Source organism: Thioclava sp. F42-5, from assembly GCF_002213195.1.
In the GTDB taxonomy this organism is placed as follows: domain Bacteria; phylum Pseudomonadota; class Alphaproteobacteria; order Rhodobacterales; family Rhodobacteraceae; genus Thioclava; species Thioclava nitratireducens.
Genome location: NZ_NBNZ01000005.1, coordinates 165,398 through 190,483, shown reverse-complemented (window position 1 = coordinate 190,483; position 25,086 = coordinate 165,398). Strand labels below are relative to the sequence as shown.

Genomic DNA, 25,086 nt, shown 5'->3' with positions numbered 1-25,086 from the left:
AAAAGAGGAGGGCCGCATGCGCCTGAGAAAAACTTCGATCGTCGCCCTTGTCGCGGCGAGCTTCGTCGTCGCCCCGGTGGCGACCAGCCATTTCACCGGCGCGGATGCCGCGTTTGCCAAGAACGGCAATGGTGGTGGGAACGGTGGCGGTAATGGCGGTGGCCATGGCGGCGGCAACGGGGGCGGCAACGGCCACGCGGGCGGCAAATCCGGCGCGGCGGGCAAATCCGCATCGGCCGGGCGTCCCACGAGCCCGGGCAATTCCGGCAAAGCTGCCACGCATGGCGGCGGCCCGGCGAAATTCCTCGACGATCTCTTCTCCGGCAAACTTAACAACAAGTCGCAACACAGCAGCCGCTCCACCGTGAAGACGGCGTCGCGCGGTACGACCGCGACGAAGAAACGCTCGACCACCCCGACCGAATACGCGGTCAACGAGTCGCCGCGTCCGAACGGCAAGCCGAGCCTGAGCGAGGATGAGCTGCGCAATCACGGCGCGCTGGCCTCCGAACTGAAAGGCCTCAATGCCGCCCATGCCAGCGCGACAGCGCTCGCCAACGCCTCGCCGAACAGCCAGGTGGGTCGGATTGCAGCCTATCGCGACACGGTTCTGGCTGCGGCCGAGGCCGAGCAGAACCTGACCGACGCGCAGGATGCGCTGGCGGCACTTGAATCCCGGGATGTCCGCAGCGTGGAGGATATCCAGGCAGCGATCGATGAGCTTGACCCCGAGGCGGAGGGCTATGATGCGCAGCTCGCGCCGCTGGAGGAAGAACTGGCGGCAGCGACGACCTATGAGGCCGATCTGGCCGCTGCGCAGCAGAAGGTCACCGATCTGAAAACCGAGATCGCGAACACCGCCACGAACGAAAACGATGCGCTTCTCGCCGCCTCGAACGGTCGCGAGCTTTCGCCCGAGGCGCTCGCCTATCTGCACCAACTGCTTGACCTGCCCCCGCCGGAGACCGCGACGGCAGAGCCGCCCGCCGATGGCGATGTGGCGACCGGCGACGGCACGACCGGGGACGCCACCGTCGAAGGCGATCTCGCCGCGACCGGGGAAACCACCGATCCGCTCGTGGATCCGTCCACCGAGAGCTGATCTCGCTTAAAGCCGATGCGAAAGGGCCGTCCTTCGGGGCGGCCCTTGTTCATTGGAAAAAAAGCTTCTATTCCGTCGCGGAACAAGAAAACCGGGAGATGCCGTATGTCCGCGCCCAAGAAAGTCGTGCTTGCCTATTCGGGCGGCCTCGATACCTCGATCATCCTGAAATGGCTGCAGACCGAATACGGCTGCGAGGTCATCACCTACACCGCCGATCTCGGCCAAGGCGAGGAACTCGAGCCGGCGCGCAAGAAGGCGGAGATGCTCGGCATCAAGCCGGAGAACATCCATATTCTCGACGCGCGCGAGGAATTCGTCCGCGATTTCGTCTTCCCGATGTTCCGCGCCAATGCGGTCTACGAGGGGCTCTATCTGCTGGGCACCTCGATCGCGCGCCCGCTGATCTCCAAGCATCTCGTCGAGATCGCGCATCAGCACGGCGCCGATGCGGTGGCGCATGGCGCGACCGGCAAGGGCAACGATCAGGTCCGCTTCGAGCTGTCGGCCTATGCCCTCGACCCGTCGATCAAGGTGATCGCGCCGTGGCGCGAATGGGATCTGTCCTCGCGCACCAAACTCTTGGAATTCGCCGAGGCCAACCAGATCCCGATCGCAAAGGACAAGCGCGGCGAAGCGCCTTTCTCGGTCGATGCGAACCTGCTTCACACCTCGTCCGAGGGGAAGGTGCTGGAAGACCCGGCAGATATGGCGCCCGATTACGTCTACCAGCGCACTGACGATCCGATCACGCAGGCTCCGAACGAGCCCGAATATATCGAGATCGGTTTCGAGAAGGGTGACGCGGTCTCGATCAACGGCGAGGCGATGTCGCCCGCGACGATCCTCACCAAGCTGAACGAATACGGCAAAAAGCACGGCATCGGCCGTCTCGATTTCGTCGAGAACCGCTTCGTCGGCATGAAGTCGCGCGGCGTCTACGAGACTCCCGGCGGCACGATCCTGCTGGAGGCCCACCGCGGCATCGAGCAGATCACGCTCGACAGCGGCGCGGGCCACCTGAAGGATTCGATCATGCCGCGCTATGCCGAGCTGATCTATAACGGCTTCTGGTTCTCGCCCGAGCGTGAGGCGCTGCAGGCGCTGATCGACAAGACGCAGGAATATGTCACCGGCACGGTGAAGCTGATGCTCTTCAAGGGTGCGGCCCGGACCGTGGCGCGCTGGTCGGATTATTCGCTCTACTCCGAGGCCCATGTGACCTTCGAGGAAGACGCAGGTGCCTACGATCAGAAAGACGCGGCAGGCTTCATCCAGCTCAACGCGCTGCGCCTGAAGCTGATCGCAACCCGCAACGCGCGAGTGAAGAAATGAGTTTTTCGCAGCCCAAGGCCGCCATTGTCACCGTCTCCGACCGCGCGTCCCGGGGCGAATACGAAGACAAGGGCGGTCCGGGCTGCGAGGACTATCTCCGCGGCGTGATCACCTCGCCGCTGGAGATCGAGCGTCACATCATCCCCGATGGGCGCGAGAGCGTTGCGGCAAAGCTGCGCGAGCTGGTCGAGGCGGAAGCAGATCTGATCCTGATCACCGGCGGCACCGGTCCCGCGCCGCGCGACGAGACGCCCGAGGGCTGCTTCGACGTGATCGAGAAGGAACTCGCGGGCTTCGGCGAAGAAATGCGCCGCGCCTCGCTGCTCGAAGTGCCGACCGCCATTCTGTCGCGCCAGTCGGCAGGGATCGCGGGAAAATCGCTGATCATCATGGTGCCGGGAAAACCCTCGGCCATCGCGACCTGCCTCGATGCGGTCTTCGCCGCCGTGCCCTATTGCCTCGACCTGATCGGCGCGGGCTATATCGAGACCGATCCGGCCCGGATCAAAGCCTTCCGTCCGAAGAAGAAGTAAGAGGGGGCGCGGTCTCCGTCTCTTTCAGAGAGTCCCCCGGGATATTTGACCCGGGGCGAAAATCACCTCTTTTCGTGTTGGCCGAAATATCCCGGGGTGAATGCCGAAGGCAGAGGGGCAGCGCCCCTTACCGCTTCACCGCTGCGATGGCGTAATTCACCGAAAGATCGCGCTCCGAGAGTGACCATGTCCACGCCAGCGGGTTGAACACCATCCCACGGCGGTCGACCGGGTCGAGCCCTGCGTTGCGCGACAGCTCGTAAAGCTCGTCGGGCGTGACGAATTTCGACCATTCATGCGTGCCCACCGGCAGCCAGCGCATCACCCGCTCGGCGCCGATGATCGCGACCATATAGCTTTTCGGATTGCGGTTCAGCGTCGAGCAGATCATCAGCCCGCCCGTCCTCATCAGGCTCTGGATCGTGTTCACGAAGCCCTGCGGATCGGCGACGTGTTCGATGATCTCCATCGCGAGGACGACATCGAATTGCTCACCCTTCGCGGCCAGATCTTCCGCCGCGCAATGGCGGTAATCGATTTCGAGCCCCGACTGTTCGGCATGCAGCCGCGCCACGGGGATATTCCCTTCCGCCGCATCCGCCCCCACGACCTCGGCCCCGAGCCGCGCCATCGGTTCGGACAGAAGCCCGCCGCCGCAGCCGATATCCAGCAGGCGCAGCCCCTCGAACGGGCGCGGCGCTTTCAGGTCACGGCCGAACTGGGTGGCGATCTGGGTGGTGATGTAGTCGAGACGGCAGGGGTTGAGCATATGCAGCGGTTTGAACTTGCCGTTCGGGTCCCACCATTCGGCGGCCATCGCTTCGAATTTGGCGACTTCGGACGGGTCGATGCTGTTTGCCGGATCTGCCATTGCTCTCCTCGCATTGATTTTAGGGCAGCCCATGGCGGGCGCGCCTTTTGCTCTATATAGTCCGGATATGGACAGAACTGCAGGGCAAAAGCGCGCATCGGGCGCCCATCTTTATCCGCCGATCGAGCCTTTCGATCAGCGCCGGATCGACGTGGGCGATGGCCATATTCTTTATGTCGAGCAATCCGGCCATCCCGAGGGCCAGCCGGTCGTCGTCTGCCACGGCGGGCCGGGCGGCGGCTGCTCGCCGACGATGCGGCGATTCTTCGATCCGCAGCATTACCGGGTCATCCTGTTCGATCAGCGCGGCTGCGGCCTGTCGCGCCCGCATGCCAGCGTCGCCGACAACACGACATGGCATCTAATCGCGGATATGGAGCAGATCCGCCGGACGCTCGGCATCGACAGGTGGATGGTTTTCGGCGGCAGTTGGGGGGCGACACTGGCGTTGCTTTATGCGCAGGCGCATCCCGACCGGGCCTCGAACCTGATTCTTCGGGGCGTCTTTCTTGCGACGCAGGCGGAGCTCGACTGGTTCTACGGCGGCGGCGCGGGGAATTTCTATCCCGACCTCTGGACGAATTTCCGGCGTCCGATTCCGGAGGACGAGCAGCACGATCTGATCGGCGCCTATCACAAGCGGCTCTTTTCGGGCGACTACATGGCCGAAGCGCGCTATGCGCGGCACTGGGCGATGTGGGAGAACGCGCTGGCGTCGGTGCGCTATGACGGTCCGCCGGGCGAAGCCTCGCCCGATTACGCGCGTGCCTTCGCGCGGCTCGAGAACCACTATTTCCAGAACGCGGCCTTCCTTGAAGAGGACGGCCAGATCCTGCGCGACCGCTACAAGATCGAGCATATCCCGACGACGATCGTGCAGGGGCGGCTCGACATGATCTGTCCGCCGACTTCGGCCTATCGGCTGGCGCAGGGCTGGGCGCTGGCGAAGCTTCAGCTGGTGCCGATGGCAGGACATGCGCTTTCCGAGCCGGGGATCACGGCCGGGCTTGTCCGCGCGATGGATGAGCTTAGATCCTGATCTGACACCGGATTTCCACCGAGGCCGCCATGACGCTCACCTATTTCCTGCTGTTTCTTGCGGCCTCCGCGGCTGCGGCTGCAACCGGCATCATCTTCAAGCCGGGCGAATGGTATGTCGGCTTGAAGAAGCCGGGCTTCACGCCGCCGAACTGGGTGTTTCCCGTGGCCTGGACTTATCTCTATGTCTCGGTCGCCTACGCTGCGGCGCGCATCGCCCCCGAGGCCGGGAGCCAGATCGCGCTTGCGCTGTTTGCGGTGCAGATCGCGCTGAACACGCTCTGGACGCCGGTGTTCTTCGGCGCGCATCGGTTGTGGCTCGGGCTCCTCGTCCTGATCTGTCTGTGGGTCGCAGTAGCGGCGATGATGCTGGCATTCCTGCAGCTCGATATGCTGGCCGGATTGCTGGTCTTCCCCTATCTCGTCTGGCTGACATTGGCGGGCGCGCTGAACTTCCGCGTCTGGCGCGACAACCCGAGGGCGGGTGCCCAGACCTGATTCCACTTGCGGAATCTGCGATACAGGACTATATCGCGTTCAACAGCGGCGCGCCGGGGTCCAAACCTGACGCCCACCGGAAACGTGTGACGGGCCGCAACGGCCCGTTTTTTGTTTTTGTAGGATCGGAAAGAGAGACATGACCGACCTGATCGCCAAGACCGCCATCGACCGGCGTCTGGCCGAGATCGTGACCCCCGTGATCGAGGGGCTGGGCTTCGAGCTCGTGCGGCTGCGGCTGCAGGGCGGCAAGACGGCCACGCTTCAGATCATGGCAGACCGCCCCGATGGCGGCATCGTCGTGGACGATTGCGCCGCGATCTCGACTGCCGTGTCCGCGGCCCTCGACGTGGAAGACCCGATCGAGGACAAATATACGCTCGAAGTGTCGTCGCCCGGCATCGATCGCCCGCTGACGCGCTTCAAGGATTTCGACATCTGGGAAGGCTACGAGGCGAAGATCGAGACTTCCGAGCAGATCGACGGGCGCAAGCGCTTCAAGGGTATCCTGCGCGGCACCGAAGGCTCGGAAATCCTGATCGAGCTGGACGAGAACGGCGAAGACGTCGTGATCGGCCTCCAGTTCGACTGGCTCGCAGATGCGAAGCTGGTGCTGACCGATGAGCTGATCGACGAGATGCTGCGCCAGAAGAAGGCGACCGAAGGCGTCGACAAAGCTGAATTTGACGAGATTGACGATTCCCCCGAGGAGGAGAACTGAGATGGCCATCACGGCAGCCAACCAGCTTGAGCTTCTGCAGACCGCCGAGGCGGTGGCGCGCGAAAAGATGATCGACCCGGATCTGGTGATCCAGGCGATGGAAGAGAGTCTCGCGCGTGCGGCGAAGTCGCGTTACGGCGCAGAGATGGACATTCGCGTCTCGATCGATCGCAAGACCGGCAAGGCGACCTTCACCCGTGTCCGCACCGTCGTCGAAGACGAGGATCTGGAGAACTATCAGGCCGAGCTGACCGTCGAGCAGGCGAAGCAGTATCTCGAAAATCCCTCGGTCGGCGATGAGATCGTCGACGAGGTGCCGCCGGTCGATCTGGGCCGCATCGCCGCGCAATCGGCCAAGCAGGTCATCCTGCAGAAGGTCCGCGAAGCCGAGCGTGATCGCCAGTACGAAGAGTTCAAGGACCGCGTCGGCACGATCATCAACGGCATCGTCAAGCGCGAGGAATACGGCAACATCATCGTCGATGTGGGCCGTGGCGAAGCGATTCTGCGCCGCAACGAGAAGATCGGCCGCGAGAGCTATCGCCCGAACGACCGTATCCGTGCCTATGTGAAAGACGTGCGCCGCGAGACCCGTGGCCCGCAGATCTTCCTCAGCCGCACCGCGCCGGAATTCATGGCCGAACTGTTCAAGATGGAAGTGCCGGAAATCTACGACGGCATCATCGAGATCAAGGCCGTGGCCCGCGATCCGGGTTCGCGCGCGAAGATCGGCGTCATCTCCTATGACAACTCGATCGATCCGGTCGGCGCCTGTGTCGGTATGCGCGGTTCGCGCGTGCAGGCCGTCGTCGGCGAGCTTCAGGGCGAGAAGATCGACATCATCCCGTGGAACGAAGATCAGGCGACCTTCCTCGTGAACGCGCTGCAGCCGGCCGAAGTGTCGAAAGTGGTGATCGACGAGGAAGCGCAGAAGATCGAAGTCGTGGTGCCGGACGAGCAACTGTCGCTCGCCATCGGCCGCCGCGGTCAGAACGTGCGTCTGGCCTCGCAGCTGACCGGTCTCGACATCGACATCCTGACCGAGGCCGAGGAATCGGCACGCCGTCAGGCCGAATTCGCCGAGCGCACCAAGCTGTTCGTCGACGCGCTGGACCTCGACGAGTTCTTCGCGCAGCTCCTCGTGGCCGAGGGCTTCACCTCGCTCGAGGAAGTGGCCTATGTCGAGATGGACGAGCTGCTGTCGATCGAAGGCGTGGACGAGGACACCGCAGGCGAACTGCAGGCCCGTGCCCGTGACGTGATCGAAGAGCAGAACCGCAAGGCGCTGGAGGCGGCGAAGGAAATGGGCGTCGAGCAGTCGCTGTTCGACTTCGAAGGCCTGACCCCGCAGATGATCGAGGCGCTCGCGAAAGACGACGTCAAGACGCTGGAAGATTTCGCGACTTGCGCCGACTGGGAACTGGCCGGTGGCTGGACCACGGTCGACGGTCAGCGCGTGAAGGATGAAGGTCTGCTCGAGAAATTCGACGTGAGCCTCGAAGAGGCGCAGAACCTGATCATGACCGCGCGTATTCAGTTGGGCTGGGTCGACCCGTCCGAGCTGGAAGGCGACGCGGAAGACGAAGGCGAAGAGGAAACCGCGGAGGAGGCCGAGGCGTAAGCCTCGGTCCCGACCGGAGAGGAGCTTAGATGAGTCGCGGCGGAAAGCCGAAAAATCACGACGAGCCCGAACGGCGCTGCATCGTCACCGGCGATGTTCAGCCGAAGGCGGGGCTTGTCCGCTTCGTGGTCGGACCCGACGGGATGGTCTACCCGGACGTGGCGGGCAAGCTGCCCGGCCGCGGGATCTGGGTGACGTCCGATCGCGGCATCATCGAGACGGCGATGAAAAAGGGATTGTTCCCCCGTGCAGCCAAGCAGGCGGTCAAAACCCCTGAGAATCTGGTGGAATTGGTGGAACAGGCCCTTGCCTCTCGCGTTGTGGAGCTTATTTCTCTGGAGCGAAAGGCCGGCAAAGCGATTGTCGGCTTCGAGAAGGTCAAGGGCTGGCTGGCCGAGGGGCGCGCGAAAGTGCTGCTACAGGCAAGCGACGGCTCGGACAGGGGCAAGGGCAAGCTTTGGACGCCCGAAGGCGGGCGCTGGTTCGGCTGCCTCACCTCTCAGGAATTGGGTTTGGCATTCGGCCGCGATCGTGCGATACACGGCGCGCTTGCAGCCGGTGGCCTCACCCGGCGCGTAATTGAAGACGCATCGAGGCTTGCGGGCGTACGCAAGCAGGACGGCGGCAAGACCGCCATGAAGGATACGAAGACGGCATGAGCGATACGGACGGCAAAAAGACTCTCGGACTGGGCGGCGGGCGCCCCGGGCAGGTGAAGCAAAGCTTCTCGCACGGGCGCACTAAGAACGTCGTGGTCGAGACGAAAGGCAAGAAGCGGGTGCTGAACAAACCGGCGGCAGGCGCTGGTAAGGGCGGGGGCAACAAACCTTCCCTTGGCGATCCGTCGAAGCGCCCCGCCGGGATTTCCGACGCCGAGATGGAGCGTCGCCTGAAGGCGCTTCAGGCCGCGAAGGCGCGCGAGGCCGAAGAGGCCGCCGCCCGCGAGGCCGAGGAAAAAGCCCGCGAAGAAGAGCGCGAGCGTCGTCGCGCCGAGGCTGAGGCCAAGGAGCGCGAGGAGCGTGAACGCGAAGCGGCCCTGAAGGCCAAGGAAGAAGAGGACGAGCGCAAGAAGCGCGAGGCCGAACTTCGCGACAAGAAGAAAGAAGAGATCCGCAAGGGCGGACCGAAGAAAGATGCGCCGGTCGATCAGGCCGCGGTCGAAGCAGCGGCTGCCCGCGCCGAGACCAAGGGCGTCTCCTCCTCGGGTCCGCGCAAGACGGATCGCGAGCGTGACACGCGCAACGATCGCAACAACGATCGTAACAACAAGGGCAACGACCGCGGCAACCGCCGTTCGGGCAAGCTCTCCTTGAGCGATGCGCTTTCGGGTGGCGAAGGCCGCCAGCGTTCGCTTGCCGCGATGAAGCGCAAGCAGGAAAAAGCGCGCCAGAAGGCGATGGGCGGTACGCAGCGTGCTGAAAAGCAGTCCCGCGAAGTGCAGCTCCCCGAGACGATCATCGTGTCGGAACTCGCCAACCGTATGGCGGAGCGCGCCGCAGATGTGGTCAAAACGCTCATGAAGATGGGCATGATGGTCACCGCGAACCAGACGCTCGACGCCGATACCGCCGAATATGTGATCGAGGAATTCGGTCATAAGGCCGTGCGCGTGTCGGATGCGGATGTCGAGCAAGTCATCGATCAGGTCGACGACAAGGAAGAAGATCTGCAGCCGCGCCCGCCGATCGTCACGATCATGGGTCACGTCGACCACGGCAAGACCTCGCTGCTCGACGCGATCCGCAAGGCGAACGTTGTCTCGGGTGAGGCTGGCGGGATCACGCAGCACATCGGCGCCTATCAGGTGCAGACCGAGAGCGGCGCGACGCTGTCCTTCCTGGATACGCCCGGCCACGCGGCCTTTACCTCGATGCGTGCACGCGGTGCGAATGTCACCGATATCGTGGTGCTCGTGGTGGCGGCCGATGACTCGGTGATGCCGCAGACCATCGAAGCGATCAATCACTCGAAGGCCGCTGGCGTTCCGATGATCGTCGCGATCAACAAGTGCGACAAGCCCGAGGCGAACGCCCAGAAGGTCCGCACCGAGCTTCTGCAGCACGAAGTCGTCGTCGAAGAGATGTCGGGTGACGTGCAGGACGTGGAAGTTTCGGCGAAGACCGGCAAGGGTCTCGACGAACTGCTCGAAGCGATCGCGCTTCAGGCCGAACTGCTCGAACTGAAGGCGAACCCCGATCGCGCCGCGCAAGGTGCGGTGATCGAGGCGAAGCTCGACGTTGGCCGCGGTCCGGTCGCGACGGTGCTGGTGCAGAATGGCACGCTGCGCAAAGGCGACATCTTCGTCGTCGGCGAGCAGTGGGGTAAGGTCCGCGCGCTGATCAACGACAAGGGCGACCGCGTCGATGAGGCCGGTCCGTCAGTTCCGGTCGAGGTGCTCGGCATCAACGGCACGCCCGAGGCTGGCGACGTTCTCAACGTCGTCGAGACCGAGGCGCAGGCCCGCGAGATCGCCGAATACCGCGAGCAGGCCGCGAAGGACAAACGCGCCGCTGCCGGTGCCGCGACGACGCTGGAACAGCTGATGGCGAAAGCCAAGGCCGACGAAAGCGTCACCGAACTGCCCGTGCTGGTGAAGGCCGACGTGCAGGGCTCGGCGGAAGCGATCGTTCAGGCGCTCGAGAAGGTCGGCAACGAAGAGGTGCGCGTCCGTGTGCTGCATTCGGGCGTCGGTGCAATCACCGAATCCGACATCACGCTGGCCGAGGCGTCCAACGCGCCGGTCATCGGGTTCAACGTTCGTGCCAATGCGCCTGCGCGCAACGCCGCGAACCAGAAGGGCGTCGAGATCCGCTACTACTCGATCATCTACGATCTGGTGGACGACATCAAAGCTGCCGCTTCGGGCCTCCTGTCGGCCGAGATCCGCGAACACTTCATCGGCTATGCCGAGATCCTCGAAGTGTTCAAGGTCACCGGCGTCGGCAAGGTTGCTGGTTGCCGCGTCACCGAGGGTGTCGCCCGTCGTTCGGCTGGCGTGCGCCTGCTGCGTGACAACGTGGTGATCCACGAAGGCACGCTGAAGACGCTCAAGCGCTTCAAGGACGAGGTCAAGGAAGTGCCCTCCGGTCAGGAATGCGGCATGGCCTTCGAGAAATACGACGATATCCGCCCCGGCGATGTCATCGAGATTTTCGAGCGCGAAGAGGTCGAGCGGACGCTCTGATCCTTCGGGACCATCCTACAGATATGAAAACGGGGGCCTTCGCGCCCCCGTTTTGCATTTGTGGTTATGATTTGCGGGCTCTGGGCGTGCGGTTCTTACTTTGCGCGCCCGCTAGAAGCGCAAGCTCTGGAGGATCCGCGACAAATAAGTGAACCGAGGCGGGGCAGGTGCGAGAGATTGCGGACAGGATCACGAAGGTTAATCGCGTCCGGACTCCGCTCAGAGCCAGTCGCGCAGGATGGGGATCAGCGGGATATCCGCTGGCGGCATCTCGTAATCGCGCAGATCGCGCGCCCGCGCCCAGGCGAGCGTTTGTCCCTCGCGGGGGCTGACGATCCCCTGCCACTTGCGGCAGGCAAAGAGCGGCATCAGCAGGTGAAAGTCGTCATAGGCGTGGCTGGCGAAGGTCAGCGGCGCGAGGCAGCTCTGATGGGTCTGGATGCCCAGTTCTTCGTCCAGCTCGCGGATCAGCGCGGCCTCGGGCGTCTCGCCCGGCTCGACCTTGCCACCGGGAAACTCCCAGAGACCCGCCATCGACTTGCCCTCGGGGCGCTGTGCCAGAAGCACGCGCCCGTCGGCGTCGATCAGGGCGACGGCGGATACCAGAACCATCTTCACGAACGATAATCCGCGTTAATGTCGATGTAGCGGTGGGTGAGATCGCAGGTCCAGACCGATTTCGATGCGCGACCGAGCCCGAGATCGACGCCAATCACCAACTCGTCATTCTTCATATAAGCGCTCGCGGCCTCCTCGGAGTAATCCGGCACGCGCCAGCCTTTCTCGGCCACCACCATGTCCCCGAAGGAAATCTTGAGCTTGTCGCGATCGGCCTCGGCCCCGGACTTGCCGACTGCCGCCACGACGCGGCCCCAGTTCGCGTCCTCGCCTGCGATCGCGGTCTTCACCAGCGGCGAATTCGCGATCGACATCGCGATCTTATGCGCGTCCTCGTTCGAGCGCGCCCGCGTCACGCGGATCTCGACGAACTTGGTGGCGCCTTCGCCGTCTTTCACGACCTGATGCGCGAGATCCATCATCACGCCGCGTAGACCGGCCTCGAACGCCTTCGCCGGCTCCGAGCGCAGATCGGCGATCTCGGCGGCCTCGGATTTCCCGGTCGCCGCGACGATCAGCGCATCCGAGGTCGACGTATCGCTGTCCACGGTGATCGCGTTGAACGTGTCATCCACCTGCCGCGACAGCATCTTTTGCAGCCGCGCCGGCGTGATTTTCGCATCGGTAAAGATATAGACCAGCATCGTCGCCATGTTCGGCGCGATCATCCCGGAGCCTTTCGCGATCCCGGCGATCTTGATCTTGCCGCCCTCGCCCTGAACTTCGGCAAAAGCGCCTTTGGGATAGGTATCGGTCGTCATGATCGCGCGCGCGGCATCCTCGATCCCGGCAGGGGAGAGGCGCTGCGTCAGGCTGTCGATCACCGCGACGATCTTGTCATGGGGAAGCGGCTCGCCAATGACCCCGGTGGAGGAGGAGAACACGCGGCTGATCGGCATGTCGAGCGCTTCGGCCACCGCTCCGGTGACCTTGTCGACGCTCTCCTGACCGCGTTTCCCGGTGAACGCGTTGGCATTGCCGGAGTTGACAATGATCGCGGCACCGGCGTCGTCCGGCGCGCGCATCGCAAGCTTTTCCTGACAATCGAGAACGCAGGCCGCGCGGGTGGAGGACGTGGTGAACACGCCCGCGATCGAAGCGCCCGGCGCAATCCGCGCCAGCATCACGTCGGTGCGGCCGGCATATTTGACCCCCGCCGCAGCGGAGGCGAATTCGACCCCCGCGATTTCCGGAAGATCGGGAAATTTCGCGGGGGCGAGCGGCGAGATCGTGACCGATTTCGCCTTGGTCTGTGCCGCAGGCGCGGCAGGGGCGGGCGCGTCGGAAAGGTCGGACTTCAGCGCCTTCACCTTGGCGCGGAGCTTTTTGACCTTGGCCTTCAGCTCCTTGGTGTCCTTCGACTTTTTCTTCGCCATCGCGCCCGCCTTTTGATCGATCAGTTGCTACCTAGGATGGACTGATCTTTCAGAACGCTCGGATCAATCCCGTCGGTCATCTTGTCGATTTTGGCTTCGTCCACAACAGCCTTTACGCGGTTTTGCACAGCCTCCTGGCGAATATCGCCAACCAGCTTCTTGCGCACATCGGCCAGTTTCGGAGCGTCGACCATCTTGGTGCCGAGCAGCTTCACCACGTGCCAGCCGTATTGGGTCTGGATCGGACCGGCGACTTCGCCTTCCTTCATGCCCGCGACCTCGTCCGCGAAGGGCTTGACCATCGCGTCGAGCTTAAACCAGCCCAGATCGCCGCCATTCGCCGCAGCGCCATCGGTCGAGTTCTTCTTCGCCAGTTCCGCGAAGTCGGCGCCGTTATCGATCTCTTTCTTGATCTTCTCGGCCTCTTCCTTGGTTTTCACGATGATATGGGCGGCGTGATATTCCTTGGTCGGCTCGGCCTTGGCGTATTTCGCGTCATAGGCTTTCTGCACGGCTTCGTCGGTCACGGCCTTGTCGGCGGTGTAGTTGAGGAACGCACCCGACAGGTAAGCGCGCTTTTGCACTTCGAGGGCGATCTTATCGCGCTGGGTGATGCGCTTTTCCTCGAGCTGTGCGAGCGCGGTCTGCTGGATCAGCTGCTGCAGGACGCCGTCGAACAGCTTGTCGTCGGGCAGCTGCTGGTATTGTGCGGGCAGGCCGTCGCGCACGGTTTGCATCATGCCAAGCGTGATGTCCTGGCCATTGACGGTAGCCACGACAGTGTCGGCGCTCAGGTCGGTGCGCGGCTTGGCGGCGGTTTCCGATTTCGCGGTATCCCCAGCGGGTGCAGGCGCTTTTGCGTCCTCTGCCTGTGCGATTCCGGCAGTCATCGCGCAGATCGCTACGCTCGCAAGCAGTTTCGTCAGATTCGGCATCCTTGCCACTTCCTTTCTGCCGCGTCTTTAGGCGGCGTTGACACTCTGGCAGTCGCCCCTTACATCGCCAAGGGTCTGTAAGAGCCGTTTCGGCCTTGTTTCGCTAGCTCTTCTAGGCAAGCAAACCCTATGCGGCAAGGCACAGGGAATAACGATCTGGTCAGCTACCCTCGGAGATTACATGCTCGGCATCGGAACACTCGCGAAGAAGGTCTTCGGCACGTCGAATGATCGTAAGGTGAAATCGGTGCGCCCGCTGGTGGCCAAGATCAACGCGCTGGAGGAGGAATACGCAGCCCTCTCCGACGAACAGATCATCGAAAAGACGCGCGATTTTCAGCGCCGCGTGCAGGAAGAGGGCGAGAGCCTCGACAAGATCCTGCCCGAAGCCTTCGCCAACTGCCGCGAAGCCGCGAAGCGTGCACTCGGCCTGCGGGCCTTCGACGTGCAGCTGATCGGTGGCATCTTCCTGCATCAGGGCAACATCGCCGAGATGAAGACGGGCGAAGGGAAAACCCTCGTCGCGACCTTCCCGGCCTACCTGAACGCGCTGGCGGGCAAGGGCGTGCATGTCGTCACCGTGAACGACTATCTCGCGCGGCGCGACGCGGAATGGATGAGCAAGGTCTACGGTGCGCTGGGTCTGACCACCGGCGTCGTCGTGCCCTTCCAGGCCGAGCCCGAGAAGAAGCAAGCCTACGCCGCCGACATCACCTATTCTACGAATAACGAGCTCGGCTTCGATTATCTGCGCGACAACATGAAGACGTCGGTCGACCAGATGATGCAGCGCGGCCATTTCTACGCGATCATCGACGAGGTCGACTCGATCCTCATCGACGAGGCGCGCACGCCGCTGATCATCTCTGGCCCGTCCGACGACCGCTCGGAGCTGTATATCACGCTCGACAAGTTCATCCCGAGCCTGACCGAGGATCATTACACCATCGACGAGAAGGCCCGCACAGCGACCTTCACCGAAGAGGGCAATGACTTCCTCGAAAACCTCCTGATGGAGGCAGGCGTTCTGCCCGAGGGGCAGTCGCTTTACGATCCGGAAAGCACGACCATCGTGCACCACGTGAACCAGGCCCTGCGCGCCCACAAGCTGTTCTTCAAGGATCAGAACTACGTCGTGCAATCGGGCGAGGTCGTGCTGATCGACGAATTCACTGGCCGCATGATGAAGGGGCGCCGCCTCTCGGAAGGCCTGCATCAGGCGATCGAAGCCAAGGAGGGCGTCGACATTCAGCCCGAGAACGTGACGCTCGCCTCGGTCACCTTCCAGAACTACTTCCGTCTCTACGAAAAGCTGGGCGGCATGACCGGCACCGCGGCCACCGAGGCCGAGGAATTCGCCGAGATCTACTCGCTGGGCGTGGTCGAGATTCCGACCAACCGTCCGATCGCGCGGAAAGACGAACATGACCGCGTCTACCGCACGGCGCAGGAGAAATACGACGCTGTCGTTGAGGCGATCAAGAAGGCCCACGAGAAGGGGCAGCCGATGCTGGTCGGCACCACCTCGATCGAGAAATCCGAGATGCTCTCGGACATGCTCAAGAAGGCCGGCATCAAGCACAACGTCCTCAACGCCCGTCAGCACGAGCAGGAAGCGACCATCGTCGCCGAGGCCGGTCGTCTGGGTGCGGTGACCATTGCGACCAACATGGCTGGCCGCGGCACTGACATTCAGCTCGGCGGTAATGTCGAGATGCGCGTTCAGGACGAACTCGCTGCGAATCCCGACGCCGATCCCGAAGAGGTCCGCAAGCGGATCGATGCGGCGACCGCCGAGGAAAAGGCGAAGGTTCTGGAAGCGGGCGGCCTGTTCGTTCTCGCGACCGAGCGCCACGAAAGCCGCCGCATCGACAACCAGCTGCGCGGCCGTTCGGGCCGTCAGGGTGACCCGGGCCGCTCGCTGTTCTTCCTGTCGCTGGAAGACGACCTGATGCGGATCTTCGGCTCCGACAAGCTCGATTCGGTCCTCTCGAAGCTGGGCATGAAAGAGGGCGAAGCGATCGTCCACCCGTGGGTGAACAAGTCGCTCGAGCGTGCGCAGGCGAAGGTCGAAGGCCGCAACTTCGACATCCGCAAGCAGCTTCTGAAATTCGATGACGTGATGAACGACCAGCGGAAAGCGGTCTTCTCGCAGCGTCGCGAAATCATGGAAACCGAAGAGGTCGGCGAGATCACCCGCGATATGCGCGTGCAAGTGATCGAAGATCTCGTGGACCGCTACATGCCGCCGAAATCCTATGCCGATCAATGGGATGTCGAAGGGATGCATCAGGCGGTGATCGAGCAGCTCAACCTCGACGTTCCGATCGCGGAATGGGCCGAGGAAGAGGGCGTCGATCAGGAGGTCGTCACCGAGCGTCTCGAAGATGCGACCGATACGCTGATGGCCGAGAAAGCCGAAGCCTTCGGTGCCGACACGATGCAGATGATCGAAAAGCAGGTCCTGCTGCAGATCATTGACGCGAAATGGCGCGAACATCTGGTTACGCTCGATCAGCTGCGCCAGACCATCGGTTTCCGCGGTTATGCGCAGCGCGATCCGCTGTCGGAATTCAAGACCGAGGGCTTCCAGCTGTTCGAGATCATGCTCGACAGCTTGCGCTCGGACGTGACCCAGCAGCTGGCCCGCATCCGCCCGCTAACCGAAGAAGAGCAGGCGCAGATGATGCAAGCGCAACAGCAGCAGCTCGCGCCCGCCGAGGTGCCGGCGGCCGAGGCTGCGCCCGAGGTCGAGGTGGTGGGAGAGCCGCTGCCGGGCTTTGACGAGACCAATCCGGCAACCTGGGGCGAGCCGTCGCGCAACGATCCCTGCCCCTGCGGCTCGGGCAAAAAGTTCAAGCATTGCCACGGGCAGCTCGTTTGACACAACTCTGACGGGAATATGGCAAAGTTGAGGCGGCTTCGGCCGCCTTTTCCATATCTTGTTGGAGTCATTGACTCTCTTGGCAGGGTGACCCCACCCAAAGCCAGCTATGGGTGCACGATTTCCCCAATCGCGCCCCAGCTTCGCCGCTTTCGGCCATTAGGAAAAAATTAAGCAGTTTTCTAAGACCGAGTTCGAGGCGGCGATGCGCACCATTCGCAAGATTTCCATGATCGGAGCGACATTCCTGCTCGCCGCCGCGACTGGTCATGTGATGCAAAGCGTGGGCCCGCGTCCGCAACTCGGTGCGTCTTTGGTCGCCAGCTCGGTCGGAAGCGAGACCTGGGAAAAGCGTGCCGCGCCGCCCCGCGAAGAGCCGAAGGTCCGGCTGATTTCGAAAACCGTGCTGCGCAATCCTCCGGTCTATCATTTTGCGGCCGATCCCGGCGTCGGGATCGTTCCGGCGACTGTGCGCACCTCTGGCGACCAGTTCAACGCGCCTCTGCCGCAACCGATGCCGCTGAAAACCGGTGCCACCGATTGCGACAACCCGGTGCTGTCGGTGAGCCCAGTCGGAGACGGCTTGACCAAGCTGGAACTGAACGCGCCGTGCCATCCCGATACGAATCTGGCGATCCGTGACGAATCGCTCTCGATCGCGGGGCAAACGGATGCGTCGGGGGTTTTCGAGGCGGTACTGCCGCTTCTCGCGCCCACGACATCGCTGCAAGTCACTGCTGACGGTGCGATGATCGCGCAGCTGGAAGCCGGAGCCTCCGGCCTTGATAAGATCAACCGGGCGATCTGGGTGACGAAAGCCGAGAGCCCTTTGCATCTCAACGCCTATGAGAACGGCGCGCAGTTCGACGACGCTGGCCACCTCGACGCGACGAAGCCGCGTTCGCCGGACACGTCGCTGGGCGGGTATATGCAAAGCTTCACCGCCGCCGATGGCAAGCGCATCGAGATCTATACTGCGCCCAAGACCCTTACAGATCTCCGGCTGCAATTGGAGGCGAGTTTTTCGCCCGAGGATTGCGGTAAATCCGTCGGCGGGCGTCTGATGCGGATGCATGGCACGGGGACTGCCGCGATGCCGATCACGCTCGATCTGCCCGCTTGCCCCTCCGATGGCGGCACGGTGGTTCTGCCGCTTGACGGGTTCGAATCTCAGGGCCTGACCGCTCAAAAATAACCCTCCGAGCGTAGGCTGATCTCGCAATCCTTGCCGAGGATCAGGTGATCATGCAGCACGATGCCGAAGAGCTTCGCTGCCTCGTCGATCTGTCGGGTCAGGACGATGTCCGCCTCTGACGGAGTGGGATCGCCAGAGGGATGATTATGGACGAGGATCAGCGCCGAGGCATTTGCCTCCAGCGCACGCTTCATCACCTCGCGCGGATAGACCGGGACGTGATCGACCGTGCCGCGGCCCTGTTCTTCATCCGCGATCAGCGCGTTTTTCCGATCCAGCAGCAGCAGGCGAAATTGCTCCGTCTCGGCATGGGACATCGCCATGTGGCAGTAATCGACAAGCGCCTGCCACGAACTGAGCACGGGGCGATGCATTACCTTCGACCGCGCGAGCCTTTGTGCTGACGCCTCGACCAGCTTCAACTCGATCACCACAGCCTCCCCGACGCCGGTCACCTGTCGCAGCCGGTTCGGCGGGGCGGAGACCACCCGCCCGAAATCGCCAAAGGTCTGGATCAGGCGGCGGGCGAGGGGCTTCACATCCTGCCGGGGAATGGCGCGAAACAGCACCAGTTCGAGCAGTTCGTAATCGGGCAGGGCCCGCGCGCCGCCTTCCATGAACCGCGTGCGCAGCCGGTGCCGGTGGTCGAGCAGATAGGAACGTTTGGACGCACGCGGCGGCGGACGGACCGCAGTCCCGCTGGCAAACAGCGGCAGCGGAGGTTCCTCCATATGATGGGGCGTCTGGTCCATGAAACAGACCATGAACGATTCGGATTGAAGAAAGCCTTAATCGCCCTCTGTCAGACCAAGAAAAAAGGCGCCCGAAGGCGCCTTTCCTATGTCTGTCACTGGGTCATGCCATCCCAGAAGCTTTTGACTTTCTTAAAGAAACTCGCACCTTCCGGGTTGTTCTCGGCTTCGATCCCCTGGAACTCCTTGAGGATTTCCTTCTGCCGTGCGGTCAGGTTCACCGGGGTTTCGACGGCCAGTTCGATGAACATGTCGCCGGACCCGCCGCCGCGCAGCGCGGGCATACCCTTGCCGCGAAGGCGCATCTGGCGGCCCGATTGGCTGCCTGCCGGGATTTTAACGCGGCTGCGGCCACCGTCTATCGTCGGCACCTCGACCTCGCCCCCAAGGGCTGCGGTCGCCATGCTGACCGGCACGCGGCAATGCAGATCGGTGCCTTCGCGTTCGAAGATCGCGTGCGGCTGGACCTCGATGAAGATGTAGAGATCGCCCGACGGACCACCACGCAGCCCCGCCTCGCCTTCGCCGGCGTGACGGATGCGGGTGCCGGTCTCGACCCCCGGAGGGATGTTGACCTGAAGCTGGCGATCGACCTCCACGCGGCCTGCGCCATGGCAGACCTTGCAAGGGTTCTTCACCACCTGACCCTGACCACCGCAGGTCGGGCAGGTCCGCTCTACCGTGAAGAAGCCGTTCTGCGCGCGCACCTTGCCCAGACCCGAACAGGTCGGACAGGTCTGCGGCTCGGAGCCGCCCTCCGCGCCGGAGCCGTTACACGCCGTACAGGCGGCCGAGCTCGGCACGTTGATCGTCTTGTGGGTGCCGCGATACGCCTCTTCGAGCGTGACGCGCATATTGTAGCGCAGGTCGGAGCCTCGCTGTGCGCGCGAACGCCCACCGCCGGGACCGCCTCTGCCGCCGCCCATGAAGTCGCCGAACAGGTCTTCGAAGACGTCGGAGAAGGCCGAGGCGAAGTCGCCCTGACCGCCCGCGCCGCCATAACCGCCGCCCGGACGCCCGCCGCCCATGCCGCCTTCGAACGCCGCATGACCGAACCGGTCGTAAGCCGCCTTCTTCTCGGCGTCCTTGAGGACGTCATAAGCCTCGTTCACTTCCTTGAACTGGGCCTCGGCATCGGGATTGTCGGAATTTCGATCGGGATGAAGCTCTTTCGCCTTCTTGCGATAGGCTTTCTTGATCTCTTCGGCCGAGGCGCCTTTGGCAGTTCCCAGAACGTCGTAATAGTCGCGTTTTGCCATTGGTTACCCCCTTGGCGGAACGCAGGCGGGCCCGCCCTTGGAAAAGGCAGGCCCGCCCGACATTCCATGCGCAATTACTTGCGCTCGTCCTCGCCCAGATCTTCGAAGTCAGCGTCGACGATATCGTCATCGACATCGCGCGGGCTGTCTTCGTCGTTGGAGCTCTCGCCCTGACCGGCTTTCTCCTGCTCGGCCTTGTAGATGGCCTCGCCGAGTTTCATCGCCGCATCCGTCAGGTTCTGGATCGCGCCTTTGATCTTGCCGGCTTCATCGGTCTTGAGGGCTTCCTCAAGCGCGTTGGCCGCGAGTTCGATCGCTTCGACGGTCGAGGCATCGACCTTGTCGCCATGCTCTTCGAGCGACTTGCGGGTCGAGTGCAGCAGCGATTCGCCCTGGTTCTTGGTTTCGACCAGTTCCTTGCGGGACTTGTCCGCGTCGGCGTTCGCCTCGGCGTCCTGAACCATTTTTTCGATCTCTTCGTCAGACAGGCCGCCGGACGCCTGGATCGTGATCTTCTGCTCCTTGCCGGTGCCCTTGTCCTTCGCCGAAACGGAGACAATACCGTTCGCGTCGATGTCGAAGGTCACTTCGATCTGCGGCATGCCGCGCGGGGCCGGCGGGATGTCCTCGAGGTTGAACATGCCGAGCATCTTGTTGTCGGCAGCCATCTCGCGCTCACCCTGGAAGACCCGGATCGTCACCGCGTTCTGGTTGTCTTCCGCGGTGGAGAACACCTGGCTCTTCTTCGTCGGGATCGTCGTGTTGCGATCGATCAGGCGGGTGAACACGCCACCCAGCGTCTCGATGCCGAGCGACAGCGGCGTCACGTCGAGTAGGACGACGTCTTTCACGTCACCTTGCAGAACGCCGGCCTGAATGGCCGCACCGAGCGCCACGACCTCATCCGGGTTCACGCCCTTATGGGGCTCCTTGCCGAAGAAGCCGGTCACTTCCTGCACGACTTTCGGCATACGGGTCATACCGCCGACGAGCACGACTTCGTCGATCTCGTCCTTGGAGACGCCGGCATCCTTCAGCGCGGCGGCGCAGGGTTTCAGCGAGGCCTTGATGAGATCGCTCACGAGGCTCTCCAGCTTCGCACGGGTCAGTTTCATGACCATGTGCAGCGGAGTGCCGTCCTTGCCCATCGAGATGAAGGGCTGGTTGATCTCGGTCTGGCTCGAGCTCGACAGTTCGATCTTCGCTTTCTCGGCAGCTTCCTTCAGACGCTGCAGCGCCATCTTGTCCTTGGTGAGGTCAACGCCATGCTCTTTTTTGAACTCGTCAGCGAGGTAGTTGACGATGCGCATGTCGAAGTCTTCACCGCCGAGGAACGTATCGCCGTTGGTCGATTTCACTTCGAAGAGACCGTCGTCGATCTCGAGGATGGTGATGTCGAAGGTACCGCCGCCGAGGTCATAGACCGCGATGGTTTTCGATTCTTTCTTGTCGAGGCCATAGGCCAGCGCAGCCGCGGTCGGCTCGTTGATGATGCGCAGCACTTCGAGACCGGCGATCTTGCCAGCGTCTTTGGTGGCCTGACGCTGGGCGTCGTTGAAGTAGGCAGGCACGGTGATGACGGCCTGCGTGACTTCTTCGCCCAGATAGCTCTCGGCGGTTTCCTTCATCTTCTGAAGGATCACGGCCGAAACCTGTGCGGGGGAATATTTCTCGCCCTTCACTTCGACCCATGCGTCGCCATTGCCGCCGTCGACGATGGAATAGGGAACGAGTTTCTTGTCCTTCTCGACTTCCGCGTCCGTGGTGCGGCGACCGATCAGGCGCTTCACGGCGAAGACGGTGTTCGAGGGGTTGGTGACCGCCTGGCGTTTCGCCGGCTGGCCGACCAGACGTTCGTCGTCAGTATAGGCGACGATCGAGGGGGTGGTGCGTGCCCCTTCGGAGTTTTCGATCACTCGGGGCTGTGCGCCATCCATGATGGCGACGCAGGAGTTCGTGGTCCCGAGGTCGATACCAATGACTTTACCCATGATGTTACCTCTCTTGGCGATATGACGGGGAACGGGTCCATTCAGGCCCCCGGCCCCTATCCCTTGGGTTTCGGTTTCATGTTCTGCTATCTGGCGGTGTGGTCCGCCATCGGCTTCGAAGCGTATATAAGGAGGGGAAAATCGGCCTGCAAGAAGGCTCCCCCGAGGAAGATTGCGAGAAAATGACAGAAAATCCGAAACACGCAATATCTCGCCCCGACCCGCAGGAGATCCGTGGCTTCCGGCATTACCCCGGCTGGCTCGGTCTCGAGGAGCAAAAGGCGCTGATCGAGACGCTGCGTAGCGTCGTCACGCAGGCACCGCTTTTCTCGCCGATGACCCCTTACGGCAAGCCGATGTCGGTGCGCATGACCTCGGCCGGGCGCTTCGGCTGGATCTCCGACCGACGGGGCTACCGATATTCCGAGACTCATCCCGACGGGCAGCCGTGGCCCGCGATTCCGCAACCGATCCTCGATATCTGGGAGGCGGTCTCGGGCACGAGTCGCGCCCCCGAATGCTGCCTCATCAACTTCTACGGCGAAGGTGCGAAGATGGGGATGCATCAGGATCGCGACGAGCAGGATTTCGACCAGCCCGTCGTCTCGGTCTCGCTGGGCGATGACGGGCTGTTCCGCATCGGCAACCGTACCCGCGGCGGAAAGACCGAAAGCATCTGGCTGCGTTCGGGTGACGTGATGGTGATGGGGGGCGAGGCGCGGCTCCTTTATCATGGAATCGATCGCGTGAAGCCCGGCACCTCGCCGCTGATGCCGAAGGGCGGGCGGATCAACCTGACGATGCGCGTCGTGACCTGAGGCCTGTGCGGGCTGCGCCGGCGGGAGCCTCCGGCGGGGATATTTTCATCAAGAGGAAGGGGCGCGTCAGAAAGAGCCGCGCGGCAACGGCGTCATGCCCGTGTTATAGGGCGTCCAGTCCTCGACATCCGGGTAGTATTTCCGCCGCCACGCCCGCACGCGCGGGTTCATCCGGCGGCGCCAGAGCGGCGGGACCATCGCGAGCGCCGTCATACCGGGATAGCCGAAGGGCAGCTGCGGGGCTTCCTCGGCATCGTAGGTCTGCAGCAGCGGGAAGCGGCGATCGGGTTTGTAATGGTGATCTGAGTGGCGCTGCAGGTTGATCAGCAGCCAGTTCGAGGCCGTGTGATCGGCGTTCCAGCTATGGCGCGGGAGGACATGTTCGTAACGCCCCTCGCCCTTGTATTGCCGGGTCAGGCCGTAATGCTCGACATAGTTGGTCAGCTCCAGTTGCCAGACCGCGAAGAGGGCTTGCAGCAGGAACAGGCCGAGCCCCATCCATCCGCCGAGCAGCGCCGCCACGACCAGCGCCAGCACCTGCAATGCGCCGTAGCGCCAGAACGGGTTGGAGCGGTGCCAGACAGGGCGGCCCGCGCGGCGCAGCTTCAGCTTCTCGGCTCTCCAGGCGGAGCGGGGGCACTCGAAAATCACCCGCCAGAAGAAGCGGTGAAACCCTTCGTTGTAGCGTGCCGAGACCGCATCGCGCGGCGTGCCGACCCAGAGGTGATGGACCAGCAGATGCTCGGTCCGGAAATGGGAATAAAGGACTGTGGCCAGCAGCAGGTCGCCCAGCCAGCGTTCCAGCCTGGACTTCTGGTGCAGCAATTCGTGCGCGTAGACTATGCCGATCGTGCCCGAGATCACGCCCACGCCGAACATCAGGGCGACGATCTCGAAGCCGTTCAGGTGATCGGTATGCGTCACCCACCAGATCGTGCCGAAGATCACTGCCGCCTGAATCGGGAACCAGATCAACGTGATTGCGCGATACCAGAACAGGTCGTCCTCGGGCGTTTCCGTGTCGGGCTGGTCCTCGTTATGCCCCAGCAGCTGGTCGAGCACCGTCGTCAGCCACCACGCATAGGCGGGCAGCAGGATCAGGGTCCAGCCGCCGACCCACGCCTCGATCCCCGCCAGCGGCACGGTGCCGAGCGATAGCCAGAAGGGCAGGGCGTGCGAGGGGCGGCGGATTTCGTCGCGGCTGGACATCGGGGCCTCGTGAGCGATGCGGGCGCGGTCATACTAGCCGAACGCTAACCCGATACAATCATTCAGCTTGCGACCCATCGGCGCTCTGCGCGGCATCCCAGACCTTGCGCATCAGGGTGGGCAGATCGCCCGGGCGGAAATCTGTCCGCGAGGTCATGGACTCGGTCTCCTTGCGGGCGACATGGACCTGAAGGATCAGATGGAAATGGGTGAAGGTGTGGCGCACCTCGACGGGGGAGAGAATCCAGTCGGCCTGCACCGGCGGGGCGGGTGTCGGCGCGTCGGACCAGTCCGAGCCGGGAAAGCCCAGCGTGCCGCCCAGAAGTCCCTTGTCCGGGCGACGTTCCAGCAGCACGTCGCCTTCAGCGTTCATCACCACATAGGCAAAGCCGCGACGGGTCGGCTTTTCTTTTTTTGGGGCTTTGCGCGGCAGCGTCTCGGCAATACCGGCGGCCCGCGCGGTGCAACTGTCGATCAGCGGGCAGATGCCACAGGCCGGGTTGCGCGGCGTGCAGATCGTCGCGCCCAGATCCATCATCGCCTGAGCGAAATCTCCGGGTCGGTCATCGGGCGTGATCTGCGCGGTCAGGTCGGTCAGTTCCGCTTTCGCGCCGGGAAGGGGCGTGTCGACGGAGAAGAGGCGCGAAACCACGCGCTCCACATTGCCGTCGACCACGGCGACGGGCTCGTCATAGGCGATTGCGGCGATGGCTGCGGAGGTATAGGGGCCGATGCCGGGCAGCTTTTGCAGTTCCGCCGCGCTCTCGGGGAAGCGACCGTCCATCTCATCCGCCACGACACGCGCGCATTTCAGCAGGTTGCGGGCGCGGGCGTAATAGCCGAGCCCCGCCCATTCTGCCATCACGTCGCCGTCTTCGGCCGCCGCCAATTCACCTACATCGGGCCAGCGCTCGGTGAAGCGGCGGAAATAGTCGCGCACGGCGGCGACCGTGGTCTGCTGCAGCATCACCTCGGAGAGCCAGACGCGGTAGGGGTCGGGTCGCTCGCCCTCTGCCCGATCCGCAGGCGATACGCGCCACGGCATGACGCGGGCATGGGTGTCGTACCAGTTGAGCAGGGTTTCGCCGATTGCCCCTTTACCGTCACGCAATGTTTATGCTCCCCTCTTGCCGACCGGTTGGCCCG

General features: G+C 63.2%; 21 protein-coding genes. 12 read left to right on the top strand and 9 right to left on the bottom strand.

The genetic code is table 11. From position 1 onward, the window contains the following. The first annotated feature begins 16 nt into the window (after positions 1 to 16). From B6V74_RS14365 to mog, 3 genes are all read left to right on the top strand, one after another. Complete coding sequence (locus B6V74_RS14365) at positions 17 to 1,102, top strand: hypothetical protein (RefSeq protein ID WP_088723179.1); 1,086 nt, start codon at positions 17 to 19, stop codon at positions 1,100 to 1,102. A gap of 105 nt (positions 1,103 to 1,207) precedes the next feature. Beyond that, the gene (locus B6V74_RS14360; protein WP_075775222.1) at positions 1,208 to 2,437 is read left to right on the top strand and encodes an argininosuccinate synthase; all 1,230 of its coding nucleotides are present in this window, start codon (positions 1,208 to 1,210) and stop codon (positions 2,435 to 2,437) included. After that, the gene (gene mog / locus B6V74_RS14355) at positions 2,434 to 2,970 is read left to right on the top strand and encodes a molybdopterin adenylyltransferase (protein ID WP_088719894.1); all 537 of its coding nucleotides are present in this window, start codon (positions 2,434 to 2,436) and stop codon (positions 2,968 to 2,970) included. Before B6V74_RS14360 ends, mog begins: the two co-directional genes overlap by 4 nt. Before the next feature lie 127 nt (positions 2,971 to 3,097). Here mog and ubiG read toward each other — a convergent pair whose 3' ends face one another. After that, the gene (ubiG, locus tag B6V74_RS14350; RefSeq protein WP_088723178.1) at positions 3,098 to 3,841 is read right to left on the bottom strand and encodes a bifunctional 2-polyprenyl-6-hydroxyphenol methylase/3-demethylubiquinol 3-O-methyltransferase UbiG; all 744 of its coding nucleotides are present in this window, start codon (positions 3,839 to 3,841) and stop codon (positions 3,098 to 3,100) included. A gap of 67 nt (positions 3,842 to 3,908) precedes the next feature. Here ubiG and pip point away from each other — a divergent pair, with 67 nt between their 5' ends. From pip to infB, 6 genes are all read left to right on the top strand, one after another. Then, positions 3,909 to 4,880, top strand: coding sequence for a prolyl aminopeptidase (gene pip / locus B6V74_RS14345; protein WP_088723177.1), 972 nt, complete (start codon positions 3,909 to 3,911; stop codon positions 4,878 to 4,880). 29 nt (positions 4,881 to 4,909) lie between these two features. Further along, on the top strand, positions 4,910 to 5,377 hold the full coding sequence (locus tag B6V74_RS14340; protein WP_088719891.1) for a TspO/MBR family protein: 468 nt from the start codon (positions 4,910 to 4,912) through the stop codon (positions 5,375 to 5,377). Between the two features lie 139 nt (positions 5,378 to 5,516). Continuing rightward, the gene (gene rimP / locus B6V74_RS14335; RefSeq protein WP_088723176.1) at positions 5,517 to 6,098 is read left to right on the top strand and encodes a ribosome maturation factor RimP; all 582 of its coding nucleotides are present in this window, start codon (positions 5,517 to 5,519) and stop codon (positions 6,096 to 6,098) included. A gap of 1 nt (position 6,099) precedes the next feature. Then, entirely contained in the window at positions 6,100 to 7,719 is a 1,620-nt protein-coding gene (gene nusA / locus B6V74_RS14330; RefSeq protein ID WP_075775228.1) for a transcription termination factor NusA, read from the top strand. A gap of 29 nt (positions 7,720 to 7,748) precedes the next feature. Beyond that, positions 7,749 to 8,378, top strand: a complete 630-nt coding sequence (locus tag B6V74_RS14325) for an RNA-binding protein (RefSeq protein ID WP_075775229.1) — start codon at positions 7,749 to 7,751, stop codon at positions 8,376 to 8,378. Continuing rightward, positions 8,375 to 10,903, top strand: a complete 2,529-nt coding sequence (gene infB, locus B6V74_RS14320) for a translation initiation factor IF-2 (protein WP_075775230.1) — start codon at positions 8,375 to 8,377, stop codon at positions 10,901 to 10,903. Before B6V74_RS14325 ends, infB begins: the two co-directional genes overlap by 4 nt. 219 nt (positions 10,904 to 11,122) lie before the next feature. On the opposite strand, the gene mutT is transcribed toward infB, so the two are convergent. Genes mutT through B6V74_RS14305 form a run of 3 tightly spaced genes read right to left on the bottom strand, consistent with a single transcriptional unit; the run spans position 11,123 to position 13,832 of the window. Further along, positions 11,123 to 11,521, bottom strand: coding sequence for an 8-oxo-dGTP diphosphatase MutT (gene mutT / locus B6V74_RS14315; RefSeq protein ID WP_075775231.1), 399 nt, complete (start codon positions 11,519 to 11,521; stop codon positions 11,123 to 11,125). Further along, positions 11,518 to 12,897 (bottom strand): bifunctional glutamate N-acetyltransferase/amino-acid acetyltransferase ArgJ, encoded by a 1,380-nt coding sequence (gene argJ, locus B6V74_RS14310; RefSeq protein WP_088723175.1) that lies wholly within the window; start codon positions 12,895 to 12,897, stop codon positions 11,518 to 11,520. The genes mutT and argJ overlap by 4 nt, the downstream gene beginning before the upstream one ends. 20 nt (positions 12,898 to 12,917) lie before the next feature. Beyond that, positions 12,918 to 13,832, bottom strand: a complete 915-nt coding sequence (locus tag B6V74_RS14305; RefSeq protein WP_075775232.1) for a peptidylprolyl isomerase — start codon at positions 13,830 to 13,832, stop codon at positions 12,918 to 12,920. A 181-nt stretch (positions 13,833 to 14,013) separates the two neighbouring features. Between B6V74_RS14305 and secA the strand changes: the two genes are divergently transcribed. Together secA and B6V74_RS14295 are read left to right on the top strand one after the other, a co-directional pair. Then, complete coding sequence (gene secA, locus B6V74_RS14300) at positions 14,014 to 16,716, top strand: preprotein translocase subunit SecA (RefSeq protein WP_088723174.1); 2,703 nt, start codon at positions 14,014 to 14,016, stop codon at positions 16,714 to 16,716. A gap of 205 nt (positions 16,717 to 16,921) precedes the next feature. Beyond that, the gene (locus tag B6V74_RS14295) at positions 16,922 to 17,911 is read left to right on the top strand and encodes a hypothetical protein (RefSeq protein WP_088723173.1); all 990 of its coding nucleotides are present in this window, start codon (positions 16,922 to 16,924) and stop codon (positions 17,909 to 17,911) included. Here B6V74_RS14295 and radC read toward each other — a convergent pair. The 3 genes from radC to dnaK form a co-directional block, all read right to left on the bottom strand. Continuing rightward, entirely contained in the window at positions 17,902 to 18,663 is a 762-nt protein-coding gene (radC, locus tag B6V74_RS14290) for a DNA repair protein RadC (protein WP_088723246.1), read from the bottom strand. The two genes, B6V74_RS14295 and radC, sit on opposite strands and share 10 nt — an antisense overlap. Before the next feature lie 95 nt (positions 18,664 to 18,758). Continuing rightward, the gene (dnaJ, locus tag B6V74_RS14285) at positions 18,759 to 19,922 is read right to left on the bottom strand and encodes a molecular chaperone DnaJ (protein ID WP_075775235.1); all 1,164 of its coding nucleotides are present in this window, start codon (positions 19,920 to 19,922) and stop codon (positions 18,759 to 18,761) included. Positions 19,923 to 19,996: 74 nt separating this feature from the next. Beyond that, complete coding sequence (dnaK, locus tag B6V74_RS14280; protein ID WP_088719886.1) at positions 19,997 to 21,913, bottom strand: molecular chaperone DnaK; 1,917 nt, start codon at positions 21,911 to 21,913, stop codon at positions 19,997 to 19,999. A gap of 182 nt (positions 21,914 to 22,095) precedes the next feature. Between dnaK and B6V74_RS14275 the strand changes: the two genes are divergently transcribed. Further along, entirely contained in the window at positions 22,096 to 22,731 is a 636-nt protein-coding gene (locus tag B6V74_RS14275; protein WP_075775237.1) for an alpha-ketoglutarate-dependent dioxygenase AlkB, read from the top strand. Between the two features lie 66 nt (positions 22,732 to 22,797). On the opposite strand, the gene B6V74_RS14270 is transcribed toward B6V74_RS14275, so the two are convergent. Next, positions 22,798 to 23,940, bottom strand: a complete 1,143-nt coding sequence (locus tag B6V74_RS14270; protein WP_088723172.1) for an alkane 1-monooxygenase — start codon at positions 23,938 to 23,940, stop codon at positions 22,798 to 22,800. Between the two features lie 58 nt (positions 23,941 to 23,998). After that, positions 23,999 to 25,051 carry an A/G-specific adenine glycosylase gene (mutY, locus tag B6V74_RS14265; protein ID WP_088723171.1) on the bottom strand — a complete coding sequence of 351 codons (1,053 nt, stop codon included), beginning with the start codon at positions 25,049 to 25,051 and terminating at the stop codon, positions 23,999 to 24,001. Between the last annotated feature and the right edge of the window lie 35 nt (positions 25,052 to 25,086).

What these genes read in the sequence shown, in the direction of transcription:
- B6V74_RS14365 (WP_088723179.1), top strand. Translation starts at nt 17, where the DNA reads ATGCGCCTGAGAAAAACTTCGATCGTCGCCCTTGTCGCGGCGAGCTTC.
- B6V74_RS14360 (WP_075775222.1), top strand. Translation starts at nt 1,208, where the DNA reads ATGTCCGCGCCCAAGAAAGTCGTGCTTGCCTATTCGGGCGGCCTCGAT.
- mog (WP_088719894.1), top strand. Translation starts at nt 2,434, where the DNA reads ATGAGTTTTTCGCAGCCCAAGGCCGCCATTGTCACCGTCTCCGACCGC.
- ubiG (WP_088723178.1), bottom strand. Translation starts at nt 3,841, where the DNA reads ATGGCAGATCCGGCAAACAGCATCGACCCGTCCGAAGTCGCCAAATTC.
- pip (WP_088723177.1), top strand. Translation starts at nt 3,909, where the DNA reads ATGGACAGAACTGCAGGGCAAAAGCGCGCATCGGGCGCCCATCTTTAT.
- B6V74_RS14340 (WP_088719891.1), top strand. Translation starts at nt 4,910, where the DNA reads ATGACGCTCACCTATTTCCTGCTGTTTCTTGCGGCCTCCGCGGCTGCG.
- rimP (WP_088723176.1), top strand. Translation starts at nt 5,517, where the DNA reads ATGACCGACCTGATCGCCAAGACCGCCATCGACCGGCGTCTGGCCGAG.
- nusA (WP_075775228.1), top strand. Translation starts at nt 6,100, where the DNA reads ATGGCCATCACGGCAGCCAACCAGCTTGAGCTTCTGCAGACCGCCGAG.
- B6V74_RS14325 (WP_075775229.1), top strand. Translation starts at nt 7,749, where the DNA reads ATGAGTCGCGGCGGAAAGCCGAAAAATCACGACGAGCCCGAACGGCGC.
- infB (WP_075775230.1), top strand. Translation starts at nt 8,375, where the DNA reads ATGAGCGATACGGACGGCAAAAAGACTCTCGGACTGGGCGGCGGGCGC.
- argJ (WP_088723175.1), bottom strand. Translation starts at nt 12,897, where the DNA reads ATGGCGAAGAAAAAGTCGAAGGACACCAAGGAGCTGAAGGCCAAGGTC.
- B6V74_RS14305 (WP_075775232.1), bottom strand. Translation starts at nt 13,832, where the DNA reads ATGCCGAATCTGACGAAACTGCTTGCGAGCGTAGCGATCTGCGCGATG.
- secA (WP_088723174.1), top strand. Translation starts at nt 14,014, where the DNA reads ATGCTCGGCATCGGAACACTCGCGAAGAAGGTCTTCGGCACGTCGAAT.
- B6V74_RS14295 (WP_088723173.1), top strand. Translation starts at nt 16,922, where the DNA reads ATGCGCACCATTCGCAAGATTTCCATGATCGGAGCGACATTCCTGCTC.
- radC (WP_088723246.1), bottom strand. Translation starts at nt 18,663, where the DNA reads ATGGACCAGACGCCCCATCATATGGAGGAACCTCCGCTGCCGCTGTTT.
- dnaJ (WP_075775235.1), bottom strand. Translation starts at nt 19,922, where the DNA reads ATGGCAAAACGCGACTATTACGACGTTCTGGGAACTGCCAAAGGCGCC.
- dnaK (WP_088719886.1), bottom strand. Translation starts at nt 21,913, where the DNA reads ATGGGTAAAGTCATTGGTATCGACCTCGGGACCACGAACTCCTGCGTC.
- B6V74_RS14275 (WP_075775237.1), top strand. Translation starts at nt 22,096, where the DNA reads ATGACAGAAAATCCGAAACACGCAATATCTCGCCCCGACCCGCAGGAG.
- B6V74_RS14270 (WP_088723172.1), bottom strand. Translation starts at nt 23,940, where the DNA reads ATGTCCAGCCGCGACGAAATCCGCCGCCCCTCGCACGCCCTGCCCTTC.